Source organism: Mesorhizobium sp. M1A.F.Ca.ET.072.01.1.1 (genome assembly GCF_004023325.1).
Lineage (GTDB): Bacteria > Pseudomonadota > Alphaproteobacteria > Rhizobiales > Rhizobiaceae > Mesorhizobium.
This window is the reverse complement of the sequence record NZ_RZSF01000010.1, coordinates 18,235-35,935: the sequence shown is the minus strand read 5'-3', so window position 1 is coordinate 35,935 and position 17,701 is coordinate 18,235. Positions and strand designations below refer to the sequence as shown.

Genomic DNA, 17,701 nt, shown 5'->3' with positions numbered 1-17,701 from the left:
GCCATCCATTGGCTTGTCTCATCATCGCCGCCGGCAAGCAGCCGGCGGCGATGAGCGCCATTCAGGATTGCTGCATGGACGATGTGATTCTTTCCCTTGAAGGGGTAGGAAAGATCTTTCCCGGCGTGATCGCGCTGAGCGACGTCTCGCTGTCGATCGCGCGCGGCGAGACGCATATCGTCCTCGGCGAGAACGGCGCCGGCAAATCGACGCTGATCAAGCTCTTGGCCGGCATTTACCAGCCGGACAGCGGCACGATCGCCTTCAACGGCCAGCCCTATCAGCCGAAGACGCCGCATGATGCGCAGCAGGGCGGCATCCGCATCGTGCACCAGGAGCTGAACCTTCTGCCCTATCTCAGCATCGCCGAGAACCTGATGCTGGAAAACCTGCCGCGCCGCGCCTTCGGCATCGTCGACCGCAAGGCGCTCAACCGGCGCGCCGTCGCGCTGCTCAAGGAAGTCGGACTCGATGTCGATCCGAGGACGCGGGTCGAAGCGCTCGGCGTCGCGCAGATGCAGCTGGTCGAGATCGCCAAGGCGCTGAGCTACGACAGCAAGCTGCTGGTGCTCGACGAGCCGACGGCGACGCTGACGCCGCCGGAGATTGGGCGGCTGTTCGCCATCATCAAGCGGCTGAAGGCCAGGGGCGTCACCATCATCTACATCTCGCACCGGCTGCACGAGGTGTTCGAGATCGGCGACCGGGTGACCATCCTGCGCAACGGCAGGCTGGTCGCGACCCGCGACCTCCACGGCCTCAGCGTGCCGGATGTCGTGCGCATGATGATCGGCCGCGACATCGCCGACGAATTCGGCTTCGACGCCTCGATCGTGCCGGGCAAGGTCGCGCTCAGCGTCACCAATCTGAAGCGCAGCGCCGTGACGCCCGAAATTTCCTTCAACGTCCGCCACGGCGAGATCTTGGGCGTCGCCGGTCTGGTCGGCAGCGGCCGGACCGAAGCCATGCGGGCCCTGTTCGGCGCCGATCCGAGGCTCGACGGCGTCGTCGAGATCGACGGCAAGCCGGTGGCGATCACGGCGCCCAAGGATGCCGTGCGGCATGGGCTCAGCCTGCTTACCGAGGATCGCAAAGGCCAGGGCCTGCTGCTCGATCTGGCCGTCGACAAGAACATCACCATCACCGATCTCGGCAAGGTGTCGCGCCACGGGCTGGTCAACCGCCGGGCCGAAGCCGCGGCAGCGAACGATCTCATCGGCCAGCTGCGCGTCAAGGCAAGCTCGATCGAGCAGGCGGTGCGCAACCTCTCGGGCGGCAACCAGCAGAAGGTGGTGCTGGCCAAATGGCTGTTCCGCGGTACCTCGACGCTGATCCTCGACGAGCCGACGCGCGGCGTCGACATCGGCGCGCGGCGCGAGATCTACCAGCTTCTGTGGATGCTGGCGGCGGTTCAAAAAGGCATCATCATGGTGTCTTCCGACCTGCCGGAGCTGATGGGCATGTGCCATCGCATCATCGTCTTTTCCAAGAACAAGATCGTCGGCGAGGTGGCGCGCGCCGAATTCGACCAGGAGCGCATCCTGTCGCTCGCCTACCAGGAGTATGTGCGACCATGAGCGAGACGTCCGAAACCCTCGTGTCGGCGCCTGTTTCTCCCGGCAGGGCGAAGTTCCTGCGCTTCCTGATCCGCGACGCCGGCGTGCTTCTGGCGCTGGTGCTGATCACGCTGTTCTTCTCGCTCACAGCGCCTTACTTCGCCACGCCCGGTAATGCGCTGAAGATCTTCGTGCAGATCGCCATCAACACGGTGCTCGCCGCCGGCATGACCTTCGTCATTCTCACCGGCGGCATCGACCTTTCGGTCGGCTCGGTGCTGGCGCTCTGCACCGTGGTCGGCGCCACCGTCATGATCGACGAAAGCCTGTCGCCGGCCGTCGCGATCACTCTGGCGCTGCTCGCCTGCATGGCGACCGGTGCTGCCTGCGGCTTCCTCAACGGCTGGATCTCGACGCGCTGGAAGATCCCGTCCTTCATCGTCACGCTCGGCATGCTCAACATGGCGGCGGGCGCCGCGCGCGTGGTCAGCGACAATTCGACCATCACCGGCCTGCCGCAGAGTTTCGTCGACTTCGGCAATCTGATCATCGGCGGCTTCCTGCCGTCGATCTTCCTGGTCGCGGTGCTGGTGATCGCGGCGGGCTGGTTCGTGCTGCGCTTCACCGTGTTCGGCCGCATGATCTTCGCCGTCGGCACCAATGACGAGGCGGTGCGCCTCTCCGGCCACAATCCGGATTTCTACAAGGTCGCGGCCTTCACCATCAGCGGGCTGACGGCCGGCATCGCGGCCATGGTCTATCTGCTGCGCTTGAACATCGGCAGCCCGATCGCCGGCGTCGGCTACGAGCTCAATGCAATCGCCGCCGTCATCATCGGCGGCACCAGCCTCAGCGGCGGCAAGGGCTCGATCATCGGCACGCTGGTCGGCGCCTGCATCCTGCAGGTGCTCAGCACCGGGCTGCAGCTGCTCGGCGTCGGCGACAATTTCAAACCGATCGTGATTGGCCTTGTCATCGTGCTCGCCGTCATCCTAGACGCTTATCGGGAGAGGCTGTTGCGGAGGATCCGCTAGGGTCAGAGGGAACCATGACCACAATTGCCGATGTCGCGCGCTATGCGGGGGTGTCCGTCGCAACGGTCTCGCATGTGATGAACCGCACGCGCCATGTCGAGCCGGAGACGGCCGAGCGCGTGCGCGCGGCGATCACCGCCCTGCGCTACAGCCCGAACTCGCTGGCGCGGAGTCTGAGGCGCGGGGAGACCAAGACCATCGGCCTGCTGCTCCCGGACAATTCCAACCCGTTCTTCGCCAGCGTGGCGCGCCAGATCGAGGATGCCGGCTTCGTGGCCGGCTATACGGTGATCCTGTGCAACTCGGATGGCAGCGCCGAGAAGGAAGAGCGCTATCTGTCGGTGTTGATGGCAAAGCAGATCGACGGGCTGATCTTCGCCGGTTCGTCCGACCATGCGCGGGTGTTCTCGCACCTGTCCGCCGCCCTGCCGGCGGTGCTGCTCGACCGCGAGATCCATTCTGTCCATGTCGATTCCGTACTGGTCGACCACGATCACGGCGGCTATCTCGCCGGGCGCCATCTGGTCGGGCTCGGCCACAGCAAAATCGGCGTCATCGGCGGTCCGCGCGATTCGAGCTCCAGCCCGGCCCGCCTGCGCGGTTTTACCCGGGCACTCGCGGAGGCAGGTATCGACCTGCCTGCTTCGTCGGTGGTCGATTCCGACTATCATTTCGCCGGCGGACGCCTGGCGATGGAGCGGCTGATGACGCAGGCGCCGGAGATCACGGCGGTGTTCGCCTGCAACGATTTGATGGCCATGGGCGCCATCACCGCGCTGCGCACGCGCGGCTTGCGGGTGCCCGACGACATGTCGCTGATCGGTTTCGACGACATCCCCTATGCGGTCACCACATGGCCGCCGCTGACGACGATCGCTCAGCCGGTCGAAAAGATCGGAACGCGGGCGGTCAGCCTGCTGCTCGAGCGCGTCGGCGAGCCCGAGGCGCCGTCGCGCCGCGAGGTGCTGGCGCCAGTGCTGGTGGAGAGGGAAAGCTGCGCGGCGGTGCAGAAGTAGCGTGTAATCTCCCCCCTTGAGGGGAAGATGTCGCCGAAGGCGACAGAGGGGGTCGGTCCGACTGGGCTCGGCCTGCTGCGGCAGATGGAGGTTGGCGCTCCACGCGAGGCGACCCCCTCTGGCCTGCCGGCCATCTCCCCCGCAAGGGGAGGGAGATCACGCGCTCATTCCCTCACGCGGCAGGTTGCATGGCGGCCCTCAGCAGCATGCCGAACAGGTCGCGCGGCTCGTCGGGGTCGGCGAGCAGGTCGAGCTCCTCGTAGAGGCCGGTCGCCTGAAGCTGGTCGCGAACATAGCGCAGCGCGGAAAAATCCTCCGTGGCGAAGCCGACGGAATCGAACAGCGTGATCTGCTCCGGCGCCTTGCGGCCCTCGGCCTGGCCGGTCATGACCTGCCACAGCTCGGTCACCGGATGATCGGCGTCGAGCTGCTGGATCTCGCCCTCGATGCGCGTCTGCGGCGGAAACTCGACGAAGATGTCGGAGCGCAAAAGGATATCGCGGTGCAGCTCGGTCTTGCCGGGACAGTCGCCGCCGACGGCGTTGATGTGGACGCCGGAACCGACCATGTTGTCGGTGAGGATGGTGGCGTACTGCTTGTCGGCGGTCACCGTGGTGATGATGTCGACGCCTTCCACCGCGTCCTGCCCGGTCGAACAGATGGTGATGTCGAAGCCCTTGCCGGCGAGGTTGCGGGCGCATTTTTCGGAAGCAGAGCGGTCGATGTCGTAGAGCCGCAGCCGGTCGATGCCGAGCAGCGCCTTGAACGCGACGGCCTGGAACTCGGACTGGGCGCCGTTGCCGATGATGGCCATGGCGCGCGACCCTTTCGGTGCCAGATATTTGGCGGCAACCGCCGAGGTCGCGGCGGTGCGCAGCGCCGTCAGGATCGTCATCTCGGTCAAGAGCATCGGATAGCCGGAGCCGACATCGGCGAGCACGCCGAAGGCGGTGACGGTCTGGCGGCCTTCGCGCATGTTCTTCGGGTGGCCGTTGACATATTTGAAGCCGTAGAGGCGGCCGTCGCTGGTCGGCATCAGCTCGATGACGCCGTCATGGCTGTGCGAGGCGACGCGCGGCGTCTTGTCGAACAGCTCCCAGCGGCGGAAATCCTCCTCGATATAGCCGGCAAGCTCGGTGAGGAAGCGCTCGAGGCCGATGGCGAGCACAAGCTTCATCATGCGGTCGACGCTGACGAAGGGGACGATGGCAAGGCGGGACGGCTGGGTCATGATCAGAGGCTTCCGGAATGGCTGCGGGTCGGGCGGTCCATGATGCGGCGGCCCATCAGGCTGGCGGTAAGGTCGACCATCAGGGTCGCGGTACGGCCGCGTTCGTCGAGGAACGGGTTCAGTTCGACCAGGTCGAGGCTGGAGACCAGGCCGCTGTCGGAGAGCATCTCCATCACCAGATGCGCCTCGCGGAAGGTGGCGCCGCCGGGAACCGTGGTGCCGACGGCCGGCGCGATCGAGGGGTCGAGGAAGTCGACGTCGAGGCTGACATGCAGCAGCCCGTTTGCCTCTTCGATCCTGGCCAGGAAAGCCCGCAGCAGCGGGGCGATGCCGTGCTCGTCGATGGCGCGCATGTCATGCACGGTCACACCCGCGTCCTTCAGCGCGCGGCGCTCGGCCGGATCGACGCTGCGCAGGCCCATGGTGCAGACGCGGGCCGGGTCGACTGCGGCGGGCAGGTCGGGGAAATAGCCGTTGAAGCCGGGGCGGCCGCTGGCATAGGCGAGCGGCACGCCGTGCAGATTGCCGCTGGTGGTGGTGTCGAGCGTGTGGAAGTCCGGGTGGGCGTCGAGCCACAGCACGAAGAGCGGCCGGCCGCGTTCGGCGGCGCGGCGCGCCACGCCGGAGACGGTGCCGGCGGAGATCGAGTGGTCGCCGCCGAGGAAGATCGGCATGGCATCCCTCGAAGCCGCGTAGGCGGTCTCGGAAATCGCCGCCGTCCAGGCGGAGATTTCGGGCAGCGCCTTCAGGGCGAGATTGCCATGAGCGACAGGGCGCGCCGCCGCCTTCTCAACCGCGCCCCAGTCCTCGACCTCATGGCCGAGCTCCGACAGCACCGCGACAAGCCCCGCTGTGCGCAGCGCGCTCGGCCCCATCTCGCATCCCATCCTGCCCGCGCCGTCCTGCACCGGCGCGCCGACGATCCTGCAGCGCATCACTTCTTTCCGCTTTTGCGTTTGATTTGCCGAAGTGAACCACCGCTGCCTGGCGGTTTGAACAGGATAAATTGGCATTTCGAAAAGGTCGATTTATCATAGTGGGCATATCGGCTGCTCGAAATGGTCAAAATGGACGCGCTCGACGAGAGACTGGTGACGCTTCTGAGGCACGATGCGCGGCGCAGCGTCTCCGATCTCGCGCTCGATCTCGGCGTCTCGCGCGCGACGGTCCGGGCGCGCATGGAGCGGCTGGAGAAATCCGGCGAGATCATCGGCTACACGGTGGTGCTGCGCGCCGATGCGGTCGACCAGCGCATCCGCGGCGTGATGATGATCGAGATCGAGGGCCATGCCGCGGACCGCGTGATCAGGGCGCTTGGCGGTTTTCCCGAGGTGTCGACCATCCACACCACCAACGGCCGCTGGGACCTGGTGGTCGAGCTCGGCACCGCCTCACTCACGGACTTCGACGCCGTGCTGCGCCGCATCCGGCTGATCCCGGGCATCACCGGCAGCGAGACCAGCCTGCTGTTGGCGACGCCGAGGACGACGAGGGCGAGGCTTGGGTAGAGAGCGGTTCGTTTTATGGAACGCCGAACCGCTCGACTTCCTTTTTTGCGAAATTCCGGACTGAAGGCTTCGGCGAGAGCAGGCGAGCCGTTAGGGACTTTACTGGAATTGTTCGAGCAAAGGCGCCAACCCGTCAGGAGTGGGTGGCAGGGCGCTTCCTTTCCATCGCGACCTATTTTGCCCGATCGGCATGAGCCGAGCCACAAATCGGAGAGCAGCGCAATGCTGAAGACGATCGCGGCCGGGGTTGGCCTGGGCTTTGTCGGGTTCCTCATCGCGATTTTCACGATGGGCGCAGGGCACGGAACGAACGTTCCCGGTTTCATCGTGGTCCCCTGGATGATGCTGCTGATGATGGCAGGCGTTGGCGCTTTGCCTGGGCTGCTCGCCGCATGCGCCCAATTCACGATCTATATCCTTCTGATCCGCTCCAAGCCGTTGCTGGCGCTGCCGATCGGGATCGTTCACTGCGTTGCCACAGTATGGGGGATGGCGGGAACGGAATCTTGTTCTGAAGGCTACAAACGCGAAAAAGCCGCGGAAAACCGCGGCTTTTCGTTTGCTTGATTCCCTGAGGAAAACTGGAGCGGGTGAGGCGATTCGAACGCCCGACCCCAACCTTGGCAAGGTTGTGCTCTACCCCTGAGCTACACCCGCTCGCGCGGCCTTGGGCCGCAAGCCGCGCCTATATGGCCGAAGAGCGCGGCGATTGCAACAGGGAAATGACGGTCTTTTTCGAGCTAGCTCTTCGTATGGCGAGGGGTGCGTTTCGACCCGGCGAATTCGGTTGGCTCAACCGGGCGATCTTGCCCCAAGGGCATCGTTGGCCGTAAACGGCACAAGCTTTCCAGATGATGCGAGGACCGATGCCGAAGACCGAAGCCGAGCTTAACGCCTTTCTTGCCGATCTCGGCATTTCCGTCTCGACGGTGCGCCACCCGCCCTTGTTCACGGTCGCCGATTCGCAGGCGCTGCGCGGAGAGATCCCGGGCGGCCACACCAAGAACCTCTTCCTCAAGGACAAGAAGGACAATTACTTTCTCGTCACCGTCGGCGAGGAGGCCGTGGTGGACCTCAAGCAGATCCACCATCTGATCGGCGCCGCCAGCCGCGTCTCCTTCGGCAAGCCGGAAATGCTGATGGAGCTGCTCGGCGTCATTCCCGGCGCGGTTACCATCTTCGGCCTGATCAACGACACGGCCGGGCGGATCAAGGTGGTTCTGGACCAGGAATTGATGAGCCACGAGGTCATCAACGGCCATCCGCTGACCAATGAGGCGACGACGGCCATCGCCGCTGCCGATCTCGTCAAATTCGTCGAGGCAACCGGCCACGATCCTGTTATCTTGAAAGTCTCGGGCTGATCGCCACATGGATGGCGAAACCGAAATCCGACAATAACGCGCCGCACCCCCGAAGCCGGCGACGACGCGACCGAAAGGGCGACGACATGAGTGACAACAATCCGTTCAGCGGCTCATTTGGCGGCAATGCCGGCCAGTACGCCCAATCCGTGCAATATGGCGGGGGCGACCGCGGCAAGGTATCGCTCGGCGAGGCGCCTGCGGCCGCGGATCTCGTCAAGGATACGACGACCGCGACGTTCGCGGCCGACGTCATCCAGGAATCGCGCCGCCAGCCGGTGCTGGTCGACTTCTGGGCGCCCTGGTGCGGGCCGTGCAAGCAGCTGACGCCGCAGCTCGAAAAGGCGGTCAAGGCTGCCGGCGGCAAGGTCAAGCTGGTCAAGATGAACATCGACGACCATCCCTCAGTCGCCGGCCAGCTCGGCATCCAGTCGATTCCCGCGGTCATCGCCTTCAAGGACGGCCAGCCGGTCGACGGCTTCATGGGCGCCATTCCGGAAAGCCAGATCACGCAGTTCATCCAGAAGGTCGGCGGCAAGGGCGGCGGCGGCGCGCCGCAGATCACCGAAGCGCTGGCCGCGGCCGCCGAGGCGCGCGAGGCAGGCGACACCCAGACCGCGGCCGACATCTATGATGCGATCCTCGAGCAGTCGCCCGAAACCATCGAGGCCATCGCCGGGCTCGGGGAGATCCTGTTCGAGGCCGGCGACAGCCAAGGCGCCGAGACGGTGCTTGCCAAGGCGCCGGAGGACAAGAAGGACGCGCCGGCGCTTGCCGCGCTGCGCGCCAAGATGACGCTCGCGGCGGAAGCCGCCGCGCTCGGCAATCCGGCCGAGTTCGAACGCCGGCTCGCCGCCAACCCGAACGATCACCAGGCGCGGTTCGACCTGGCGATGGTGCAGAATGCGCGCGGCGAGCGGATGCAGGCCGCCGACAACCTGCTGGCGATCGTCAGGGCCGACCGGACGTGGAACGACGATGGCGCGCGTGCGCAGCTCTTGAAGTTCTTCGAGGCATGGGGGATGACCGACGAGGCGACGCTGTCGGCGCGGCGCAAGCTGTCGTCGCTGTTGTTCTCCTGAGCGTTTTGCCGGAGGGTCTTGCGCAAGGCGGCAACTGCGCCAGATAGGCGGCAGCGGCTTGCCCCTGCCGGTTAAGGGTTTAAACAGGCTGGGTTGCGTAAGAGGAGATCGCAGATTGATACGCTGCCCGGCGACGCTTTCGAGAGTTGAAGTGCAGGCGGAGGGTTGAGGTGCAGGTCGGAAACGCCCGCTACCGGCTCGCGAGGGATCTGCCGTCCAGGATCCCGGTGTTTCCGCTCGCCGGGGCGCTGCTGCTGCCCGGCGGCCGTATGCCGCTCAACATTTTCGAGCCGCGCTACCTGGAGATGATCGATGAGGCGATGGCCGGGCCGCGGTTGATCGGCATGATCCAGCCCAGCCTCGACGGCGCGTTGCGCGACGACGGCGAGCCCGAGCTTTGCAGCGTCGGCTGTGCCGGGCGCATCATCTCGCTTGCCGAGACCGGCGACGGGCGCTACCTGATCTCGCTGCAAGGCGTCTGCCGCTTCCGCGTCACGGATGAGCTGGCGGTCAAGACGCCGTTCCGGCAATGCCGGATGGCGCCCTTCCTCGCCGATCTCGAGGAGGACCCGGCCGGTGCCGAGGTTGACCGCCCTGCCCTGCTCAAGGCGTTCCGCGCCTATCTGCAGGCCAACGACCTCGAGGCCGACTGGGAAAGCGTGAGCCGCGCCGAGAACGCCATGCTGGTCAACGCGCTGTCGATGATGGCGCCCTATGGGCCGGCCGAGAAGCAGGCCCTGCTCGAGGCGGCGGATCTGAAGACGCGCGCCGAGACGCTGATCGCCATCACCGAAATTACGCTGGCGCGCGAGGATGAGGATTTTGGCTCGAGCCTGCAGTAAGCGCAATGATTCGGGTGAAATCGGCCTGACCTGAATCTCAACACTTAGGCCGGCGGCAGTTGGACAATGGAAAAGTGCGATGGCGGACGGACGTGACGGGCGCAAAGCCACGGTCGACCCGAAATTGCTGGAACTGCTCGCCTGCCCGCTGACCAAAGGACCGCTGACCTGGGACGCCGAGCGCAGCGAACTGATCTCGCGCGTGGCGAAGCTTGCCTATCCGGTGCGTGACGGCATCCCGATCATGCTGCCTTCGGAAGCGCGCACGATCTCGGCCGAAGACGCGCTCAAGCCACCGCCGCGGCTCGGAGGGCCGTCGTGAATCGCGCCGGCGGGCCGGTTGCCGCTACTGGAAATTGCGCCCCTTGGGCATGACCTGTTGCGCCGCGCCCGACAGGGCGTCGACATCCTGCCGCCCCGGCAGGCTGCGGTTCGCGGAGCGCTCCGGTCCATTCGGTGACCCGGCGGGCTGATGCTCGATGGTGGGCGGCTCCTGCAGGAGGACGCTCAGCCAGGGCGTCAAATCCTCGATCCTGTCGGCGACGATGTGGATGACATCCGATTCCTGCTGCAGCTTGCCGGTGACGCGGATGAAGCGCGCGCCCATCACGATAGAGCGGAAGCGGTCGAAGACGCGCGGCCAGATGATGACATTGGCGATCGCCTTTTCGTCCTCCAGGGTTAGGAAGATCGCATTGCCCTTGCCGGGGCGCTGGCGCACCAGCACCAGGCCGGCGACGGTGACGCGGCGGCCGTCGCGCACCGACGGCAGGCGGACATTAGGGGTGATGCCGGCGCGGTCAAGCCGCTCGCGCAGGAAGGCGACGGGATGTTCCTTCAGCGACAGGCCGAGCGAGCGATAGTCGTGGACGACATGCTCGCCGAGCGGCATTTTCGGCAGCTTCGTCTCGGGCTCCAGCTCGCGCAAGCGGAGCGTGGGCTGGTCGAACAGCGGCAGTTTCTCGGCTGCGCTCCTGCCGTCCAGCGCGCGCACCTCCCAGAGCGCCGCGCGTCGGTCGAGGCCGAGCGAGCGGAAGGCGTCGGCCTGGGCCAACCTTTCGATCTCGCCGACATCGAGGCCCGAACGCAGCCAGACATCCCTGACCGATCGATAGCCGTCGCCGCGCCGGGCGACGGCGGCCTCCATCCCTTCCTCCGAAAGCCCCTTGATCTGACGGAAGCCAAGCCGCACCGCATGAGCCGTCTCGATGACGCCGCGCATCGAGGCATGGCGTTCGAGGATGCGCGAAGGATCGAAACCGGCCCCCTCCAGCGTGCAATCCCAGACGGAATGGTTGATATCGACCTCACGCACCTCCACGCCATGGTCGCGCGCGTCGCGAACCAGCTGGGCGGGCTGATAGAACCCCATCGGCTGCGAGTTCAAAATCGCGGCGCAGAAGACGTCGGGATAGAAGGTCTTGAACCAGCAGGAGGCATAGACCAGCAGCGCGAAGGAGGCGGCATGGCTTTCCGGAAAGCCATATTCGCCAAAGCCTTCGATCTGCTTGAAGCAACGTTCGGCGAATTCCTTTTGGTAGCCCTTGTCGACCATGCCGTCGATCATGCGCTGGCGGTAGTTGCCGATCGTGCCGGTGCGCTTGAAGGTGGCCATGGCGCGCCGCAGCTCATCGGCCTCGCCCGGCTGGAAGCCGCCGGCAACGATGGCGATCTTCATCGCCTGCTCCTGGAACAGCGGCACGCCCAGCGTCTTGCCGAGAATCTCCTTCAGTTCCGGCTTCGGGTATTCGGCGTTCTCCTTGCCCTGCCGTCTACGCAGATAGGGGTGCACCATGTCGCCCTGGATCGGGCCGGGCCGCACGATAGCCACCTCGATGACGAGATCGTAGAATTCACGCGGTTTAAGCCGCGGCAGCATCGACATCTGGGCGCGCGACTCGATCTGGAAGACGCCCAGCGTGTCGGCCCGGCAGATCATGTCGTAAACGCGAGGGTCCTCCGGCGGGAGCGAGCTCAACTGATGCGGCCGGCCGTATTTGTCACGCGCCTGCGGATAATGATGCGTGAGCAGGGTCAGGGCTCGCTTCAGGCAGGTCAGCATGCCGAGCGCCAGCACATCCACCTTGAGGATCTTCACCGCGTCGAGATCGTCCTTGTCCCACTCGACCATCTTGCGCTCTTCCATCGCCGTCTTGACGATGGGCACGACCTCGTCGAGCCGGTCGCGGGTGATGACGAAGCCGCCGACATGCTGGGAGAGATGGCGGGGGAAGCCGATGATCTCGTTGGCGCGTTCCAGCACCTGCCGCGACAGCGGATCGGCGCGGTCAAGGCCGCCGGCATTGGCTTCCCTTTCGCCGAGCTCCGAGGTCGACCAGCCCCAGATGGTGCTCGACAGGGCGCTCCTGACGTCTTCGGACAAGCCCATGGCCTTCGCCACCTCGCGCAGGGCGGAGCGGCCGCGATAGCTGATGACGGCGGCGGCCAGCGCAGTGCGCTTGGCGCTGTATTTCTCGTAAATATAAGCGATGACCTCGTCGCGCCGTTCATGCTCGAAGTCGACGTCGATGTCGGGAGGCTCGTTACGTTTCTCGGAGATGAAGCGCTCGAAGAGGGCATCGATCCGGTCAGGGCCGACCTCGGTGATGCCGATGCAGAAGCAAATGACCGAATTGGCGGCCGAGCCGCGCCCCTGGCAAAGGATACCCTTGCTGCGGGCGAATTTCACGATGTCATAGACGGTCAGGAAATAGCGCGCATAGTTCAGCCGCTCGATCAGAGCGAGCTCGCTGCCGATGCGCCGCAGCACTTCTTCCGGGATTCCGGCCGGATAGCGCACGGCCGCTCCTTCCCGCGCTAGGCGTTCGAGCTCGGCCTGCGGTCCGAGGCCGGATTCCGTCGGCTCGTCCGGATAATTGTATTCGAGGTCGCTGAGCGAGAAGGTGAGCTCGTCGGCGAAGCGCAGCGTCTCCGCCAGCGCTTCAGGGTGTCGGCGGAAAAGCCGCGCCATCTCCAGCGGCGTCTTCAGATGACGCTCGGCATTTGCCGTCAGCTCCAGCCCGACCTCGGAAACCGGCGTGTTGAGGCGGATCGCGGTCAGCACGTCCTGCAGCGGGCGGCGGTCGGCGGCATGATAGAGCACGTCGTTGGTCGCCATCAGCGGGATGTGCAGATGGTGGGCCATCGCCGCCGCCTGCTCGATACGGAAGCGGTCGTTGCCGCCGTAATCAGGCGCCACGGCAAGCCGAAGCGCGGCGCCGAAACGATCCTTAAGCCGGCTAATGAGCGTCAGATTGTCTTCCGCGCCTCCCGACAGGTTGGGCAGGATGGCCAACGACATCAGATCGCCCCATTCGAGAAGGTCGCTGAGTTCGAGCAGCGTCGCGCCCTTCTCGTTCTCGTCGCGCAGATTGGCCTGCGTCAGCATGCGGCAGAGATGCCCCCAGCCCTTGCGGTCGCGGGGGTAAGCCACAATGTCCGGCGTGCCGTCGCAGAAAACCAGGCGGCAACCGGGATGATAGGCCAGCTTCTCGACCCTGGCCTGCTGCCAGGCCCGCACGACGCCGGCGACCGTGTTGCGGTCGGCAAGGCCGATCGAGGAAAAGCCGTAGAATTTCGCCGTGACCACCAGCTCCTCGGGCTTGGAGGCGCCGCGCAGGAAGGAAAAGTTCGACTGGATGCCGAACTCGGCATAGGGGATGGCGGTCAGCGCGTTCATGCGAAGACCCCGTGCATGAACCAGCGCGGCGCGGCCTGCGAGGCGCTGCTGTAGAGGCCCTGGCGGTAGAGCCAATAGCGACGTCCCTCGCTGTCCTCGATGCGGTAATAGTCGCGCGTCGGCGCCTCTTCCTCGCCGGGCAGCTGCCGCCACCATTCGGCGGCGATGCGCTCCGGCCCTTCGGCGCGGGCGACGCGGTAAAGCGCGCGCCGCCAGCGGAAATTCATCGGCGGGCCCTCGGGGATCTCGGTCGCCGGCACCTCGATCGGCTCGGGTGAGCGGAACAGCCGTACCGGCCGCTCCGGCGGGAAGATGGTCATCGGCGGTGCTGTCCGATCGGGCTTCGGCGGCCTGCGCCTTTGCGGCGCCTCCGCGAAAGGAACCGAGGCAACGGCGCGCTCCGGCAGGTGGCTATCGACGACGACCGGCTTCAGCACGGCGGCTTCGCCGAGGCGGGCACGCACGCGATCGGCGAATAAAGCGATGTCGGCGTCATCGTCGCTTGTCTCGCCGGCAAGGTCGCCCTGCAGCATGTCGAAGGCGGCGACCGAAAGCACCGACAGCCGCACGAGGTCGAAGCCGAAGCCGGCATCGATGGTCTGTTCCAGCGCGGTCAGCCGTTCGTGAAACAGCTTTCGGATCAGCTGCGGCTCGCGCATGGGGCGCGAGGTGCCGACCGCGATGCGGCTGACGAGGCCGTCGACGCGAAAGAGGAGAAGGGCGAGCGCCCGCGCCCCTTCGCCGCGGCGCTCGAGGTCGGCCTTCAAGGCCACGGCAAGCCGGCTCACCGACGACATCGAGCGGCTGGTGAGCACGATCGGCTCGGCAAGATGGCGCTCGACCGAGAGCGGTGCCACGGGAAGGCGCGGCGACACCGCCTCGTCGAGCCGGCCGAGCGCCTGGTCGAGGCGCAGAAGCAAGGTGGCGCCGAAGCGGCGGGCGAGCGGCGCGCGGGGTGCGGCCATCACCGCCCCCGCCGTGCGCAGGCCGACGCTTTCCAGGCTGGCGCGGGTTTCCGGCGCGATGCGCAGCGCCGAAAGCGGCAGGGGCGAAAGCAGCGCCGCCTCCTCGCCGCCGGCAACGATGCGGTCGCCGTGGAAGCGCGCCGCCGCCCAGGCGGCGCCCGGCGTCGAGGCGAGGCCGGCGCGAACATCGAAACCCTGCTGGAAGAAACGGGTGAGGATCTCGTCCTGCATGGCCCGCTCGCCACCAAACAGGTGCGTGCAGCCGGTGACGTCGAGAAACAGCCCGTCCTCGCCGTCGATCGCCACCAGCGGCGTGTAGCGGTCGCACCAGTCGGCGAGGCCTTCGAGCAGGCGGCGGTCGGCCTCCGGGTCGGCCTCCACCACATCGATCGACGGATGCATGGCGCGCGCGTCGGCAATGCCCATGCCGCGCTTCAGCTTCAGCGCCTCAGCCCGCTCGTCGAGGGCTGCGATGCGCTGGGCGTTGCTGTCGCGATGGCTGATCACAAGCGGTGGGTAAGATGGGGGCAGGGGATGCGAGGGCCGGGAACGCCAGGACCGCCCCAGACGCTGGCGCAGGATCCGCTCCGCGCAAAGATAGGGGAACCACAGCGACAGAATTCGTTGCCCGCTCTTCCTCGGGCCTTCTTTCGGCAAAAGCGTGCTCATCAGGGTTCCACTCCAGTGTGAATTGTCCGGGCAGGGCCGTGCGGCTCTTGCCGATATCGACGGTGAAGCCGGGGCGGCCGATCGAGCCGGCCAGCGCGCCGGCGAGCGTTTCGCGGCTCGCCGCGGGCGCTGCCGAAACAATGAGGCGCACGGGCGCCGCGGTGGGCTCGGCCTGGCCGGCCTGACGCAGCAAAAATACTGGCCGGCCGGCGCTCTGGGCACGGGCGTGCAGCCGCCGCGTCGCGGTAAGGTCGAGAAGCCGCGGGCTGCCGCGGATCTCGAGGAGGACGGCGGCGAAGGCCGTCATGCGGGCGGCCTCCTCGGCGATCCACAGCGCGTCGACCAGTTTCGGCGCTTCGGAAAACAGCAATTGTTCGGGCTCGATGCCGAAGAAGGCGTTGAGGCCCCTGGCATAGGGAAAGCCGGCCTCGCGGAAAATCTCCGCCGTTCCGATCCAGAGGACCGGCAGGCCCTGCTTCTGTTTAAGGATCAGGCTGGCGAGCGACAGCGCAAAGCCGGCGACGGCGCCGGCATCGCGGGTCTCCAACCCATGGATTTCACTGAGCGCCGCCTTGGGCACGCCGCCGCCGAGGGCGGTGTCGAGGCGTTCTATGCCGGTGTGCAGGAAGGCAGGCGAGGCCACAGCGAGGCCGCGCCGGACGATGGTGATTTCGGGGGTGGCGTCCGATCCCGCGGCATCGCCAGCTATTTGTTTTTCCGCAAGTCCGGACGGAAAACCGCTTCGCACTGTTCCTGGAATCGCTTTTGGCGCGCCGGAAGCCGGCGCTTCCAGGCGCTCGGGCAGCGTTCCCTCGATCTTCGCGATCTGGCGGCGCAGGGCAAAAACAGTTTCCCGCGCCACGGCGCTTATCGCCATGACGTTCACTTCCGGCAGTAGTTGTTCCTGTTATGTTCTTATAGATTCCAGAGGGGCCTGGAAGAGTCAAGCGGAGTCGCAAGGAATTTATTCCTTCGGCTTTCAGCTTCCAAGACCCAGCCAGCCGGGCCCATTTGCCTCGACCGGCGCGAAAGCCTATATGCCGAGGTCAAAGGAAACCTCATGGCCCGCATCTACAAGACCCGCATCTGGCATGACCAACTCTCGCCATCGATGGATGAGATGGAACTTCTGGCGCTGGAGGCCTACGCCCATCTGCCGGAGGAGTTCCGCAAGCTCACCGGCGAGATCATCATCCAGATCGCCGATTTTCCGACCGACGAGATCATGGACGACCTGTCGCTGGAGACGCCCTTCGATCTGCTTGGCCTGTTCGAGGGGCGCGGCATCGCCGAGCGCTGGAACCCGCAAACCGGCGAGGGACCGAACCGCATCACGCTCTACCGCCGCGCCATCCTCGACTATTGGGCCGAGAACGAGGAGACGCTGGGCGACATCGTCACCCACGTTCTGATCCACGAAATCGGCCACCATTTCGGCCTGTCGGACGACGACATGGAGCGGATCGAGGAAGCGGCGGAGCAGGCAGCGGCGGGGTGACGACTGAGAGGGCTGCCGCCCTTTCCTACCACTCGCTGAGCTTGGTGTCGGGCGTATATTCCTGGCCCTCGACATCCTTCACCACGGCCTGGCCGCAGCGCATCGACTTGGTCGTCTTGTCATAGGCATAGGTCGGCGAGCCGAACAGGTGCCAGCCCTTGTTCAGGGCCGAAGTCACCTTATGGCAGAAAGTGGAATCGTCCGGACCGGACAGAAAGCGGTAGAGTTTCATTTTCGACCCTGTCGTGACCAATGCTTGTCTATCTTCCTGGAATCGCTCGAGCGCATCATGCGCCGATGATTGCGGCCTTCGCCAGAAGTTTCTCGGCTTCCGCCAGATGCAGCCGCTCGACCATGCGGCCGTCCAGCGCAATGACGCTTTTGCCGGCATTTTCGGGCCGTGAGAACGCCTCCCTGATCGCGCGCGCCCTGGCCAGCGCCTCCGGCGCCGGCGCAAAGGCGCGGTTCGCGGGCTCGATCTGGGCGGGGTGGATCAGCGATTTGCCGTCGAAACCCATGGCGGCCGCCTCGGCGCATTCCCGCGCCAGGGCGTCCAGGTCGCGAAAGTCGTTGGCGACGCCGTCGATCACGTCGAGGCCGCCGGCGCGGGCGGCGAGCACAAGCTGCAGCAGCCAGGGCGTGAGATAGCGTCGGTCGGGCGTTGCCAGAATGCCGGTCGCTTTCACCAGATCGTTCGTTCCGGCAACGAAACAAGCCAGGCGAGACGCCTGATCGCGGCCAAGCTCGGCGATGGCGCCGACGTTGAGCAGCGCCTTGGGCGTCTCGATCATTGCCCACAGTTTAACGATATCCGGCGCGAAATTGTCGTCGAGCAGGTCGCCGGCCTCGAGGATGTCGCGCGGCGTGCCGATCTTGGGCAAAAGAATGCCGTCGGGCTCTGCCTTGGCGACGGTTAACAGGTCGTCGATGCCCCATTCACTGCCGAGCGGATTGATGCGCACCACCATCTCGCAGCGGCGCGCCGGCCGCGCGGCGAGGATGCCGGTAAGCTTGTGGCGGGCGGAAACCTTGTCGGCCAGCGCCACGCCATCCTCGAGGTCGATGATGACGGTATCGCAGGCGAGCGAGGGGATCTTGGCCAGCGCCTTGTCTTTTGAAGCGGGCACGTAGAGCACCGAGCGGCGCGGGCGGTAGGTGTCAGAGGTCATGGCCGATCTATGCAGGCTGGAGACGAGTGAGGCAAGGCGCGGCACCATAGAACTCATTTGCGTTCTGGCTAATTGTCGAAGCGAAGCC

17 protein-coding genes and 1 tRNA gene are annotated in these 17,701 nt (G+C 65.8%); 10 read left to right on the top strand and 8 right to left on the bottom strand.

What is annotated here, in order from left to right:
- Positions 1-74 precede the first annotated feature (74 nt).
- Genes EOA32_RS02955 through EOA32_RS02945 form a run of 3 tightly spaced genes read left to right on the top strand, consistent with a single transcriptional unit; the run spans position 75 to position 3,606 of the window.
- A complete protein-coding gene (locus tag EOA32_RS02955; RefSeq protein ID WP_128370826.1) occupies positions 75-1,577 on the top strand; it encodes a sugar ABC transporter ATP-binding protein in 1,503 nt (500 codons plus the stop codon).
- Complete coding sequence (locus EOA32_RS02950; protein ID WP_095776729.1) at positions 1,574-2,590, top strand: ABC transporter permease; 1,017 nt, start codon at positions 1,574-1,576, stop codon at positions 2,588-2,590. The genes EOA32_RS02955 and EOA32_RS02950 overlap by 4 nt, the downstream gene beginning before the upstream one ends.
- 14 nt (positions 2,591-2,604) lie before the next feature.
- Positions 2,605-3,606, top strand: a complete 1,002-nt coding sequence (locus EOA32_RS02945; RefSeq protein ID WP_127239944.1) for a substrate-binding domain-containing protein — start codon at positions 2,605-2,607, stop codon at positions 3,604-3,606.
- Between the two features lie 172 nt (positions 3,607-3,778).
- Here EOA32_RS02945 and EOA32_RS02940 read toward each other — a convergent pair whose 3' ends face one another.
- A complete protein-coding gene (locus tag EOA32_RS02940) occupies positions 3,779-4,837 on the bottom strand; it encodes an ornithine cyclodeaminase (protein WP_095776727.1) in 1,059 nt (352 codons plus the stop codon).
- A gap of 2 nt (positions 4,838-4,839) precedes the next feature.
- Entirely contained in the window at positions 4,840-5,772 is a 933-nt protein-coding gene (rocF, locus tag EOA32_RS02935; RefSeq protein ID WP_128370814.1) for an arginase, read from the bottom strand.
- A 132-nt stretch (positions 5,773-5,904) separates the two neighbouring features.
- Here rocF and EOA32_RS02930 point away from each other — a divergent pair, with 132 nt between their 5' ends.
- Entirely contained in the window at positions 5,905-6,345 is a 441-nt protein-coding gene (locus EOA32_RS02930) for an Lrp/AsnC family transcriptional regulator (RefSeq protein WP_066991897.1), read from the top strand.
- Positions 6,346-6,567: 222 nt separating this feature from the next.
- Positions 6,568-6,912, top strand: a complete 345-nt coding sequence (locus EOA32_RS02925) for a hypothetical protein (protein WP_128370813.1) — start codon at positions 6,568-6,570, stop codon at positions 6,910-6,912.
- A gap of 15 nt (positions 6,913-6,927) precedes the next feature.
- Here the strand turns inward: EOA32_RS02925 and EOA32_RS02920 are convergent.
- Positions 6,928-7,002 (bottom strand) — tRNA-Gly (locus EOA32_RS02920).
- A gap of 209 nt (positions 7,003-7,211) precedes the next feature.
- Here EOA32_RS02920 and EOA32_RS02915 point away from each other — a divergent pair.
- The 4 genes from EOA32_RS02915 to EOA32_RS02900 all read left to right on the top strand — a co-directional run bounded on the left by EOA32_RS02915 (position 7,212) and on the right by EOA32_RS02900 (position 9,955).
- Positions 7,212-7,709 carry a prolyl-tRNA synthetase associated domain-containing protein gene (locus EOA32_RS02915; RefSeq protein ID WP_128370812.1) on the top strand — a complete coding sequence of 166 codons (498 nt, stop codon included), beginning with the start codon at positions 7,212-7,214 and terminating at the stop codon, positions 7,707-7,709.
- 86 nt (positions 7,710-7,795) lie between these two features.
- Entirely contained in the window at positions 7,796-8,791 is a 996-nt protein-coding gene (gene trxA, locus EOA32_RS02910) for a thioredoxin (RefSeq protein WP_095777067.1), read from the top strand.
- Positions 8,792-8,961: 170 nt separating this feature from the next.
- On the top strand, positions 8,962-9,633 hold the full coding sequence (locus EOA32_RS02905; protein ID WP_095777066.1) for an LON peptidase substrate-binding domain-containing protein: 672 nt from the start codon (positions 8,962-8,964) through the stop codon (positions 9,631-9,633).
- A gap of 79 nt (positions 9,634-9,712) precedes the next feature.
- Positions 9,713-9,955: a Trm112 family protein gene (locus tag EOA32_RS02900; protein WP_067323589.1), complete on the top strand. Its 243-nt coding sequence runs from the start codon at positions 9,713-9,715 to the stop codon at positions 9,953-9,955.
- A 24-nt stretch (positions 9,956-9,979) separates the two neighbouring features.
- Here the strand turns inward: EOA32_RS02900 and EOA32_RS02895 are convergent, their stop codons facing one another.
- Genes EOA32_RS02895 through EOA32_RS39590 form a run of 3 tightly spaced genes read right to left on the bottom strand, consistent with a single transcriptional unit; the run spans position 9,980 to position 15,823 of the window.
- Entirely contained in the window at positions 9,980-13,312 is a 3,333-nt protein-coding gene (locus EOA32_RS02895) for an error-prone DNA polymerase (protein ID WP_128370811.1), read from the bottom strand.
- The gene (locus tag EOA32_RS02890; protein WP_128370810.1) at positions 13,309-14,784 is read right to left on the bottom strand and encodes a DUF6504 family protein; all 1,476 of its coding nucleotides are present in this window, start codon (positions 14,782-14,784) and stop codon (positions 13,309-13,311) included. The genes EOA32_RS02895 and EOA32_RS02890 overlap by 4 nt, the downstream gene beginning before the upstream one ends.
- The gene (locus tag EOA32_RS39590; RefSeq protein WP_128370809.1) at positions 14,726-15,823 is read right to left on the bottom strand and encodes a hypothetical protein; all 1,098 of its coding nucleotides are present in this window, start codon (positions 15,821-15,823) and stop codon (positions 14,726-14,728) included. Before EOA32_RS39590 ends, EOA32_RS02890 begins: the two co-directional genes overlap by 59 nt.
- A 183-nt stretch (positions 15,824-16,006) precedes the next feature.
- On the opposite strand from EOA32_RS39590, the gene EOA32_RS02880 reads away from it, so the two are divergent.
- On the top strand, positions 16,007-16,444 hold the full coding sequence (locus EOA32_RS02880) for a metallopeptidase family protein (protein WP_066991616.1): 438 nt from the start codon (positions 16,007-16,009) through the stop codon (positions 16,442-16,444).
- Between the two features lie 25 nt (positions 16,445-16,469).
- On the opposite strand, the gene EOA32_RS02875 is transcribed toward EOA32_RS02880, so the two are convergent.
- The gene (locus tag EOA32_RS02875) at positions 16,470-16,676 is read right to left on the bottom strand and encodes a DUF1737 domain-containing protein (RefSeq protein ID WP_095782767.1); all 207 of its coding nucleotides are present in this window, start codon (positions 16,674-16,676) and stop codon (positions 16,470-16,472) included.
- A gap of 55 nt (positions 16,677-16,731) precedes the next feature.
- A complete protein-coding gene (locus EOA32_RS02870) occupies positions 16,732-17,613 on the bottom strand; it encodes a CoA ester lyase (protein WP_245499133.1) in 882 nt (293 codons plus the stop codon).
- Between the last annotated feature and the right edge of the window lie 88 nt (positions 17,614-17,701).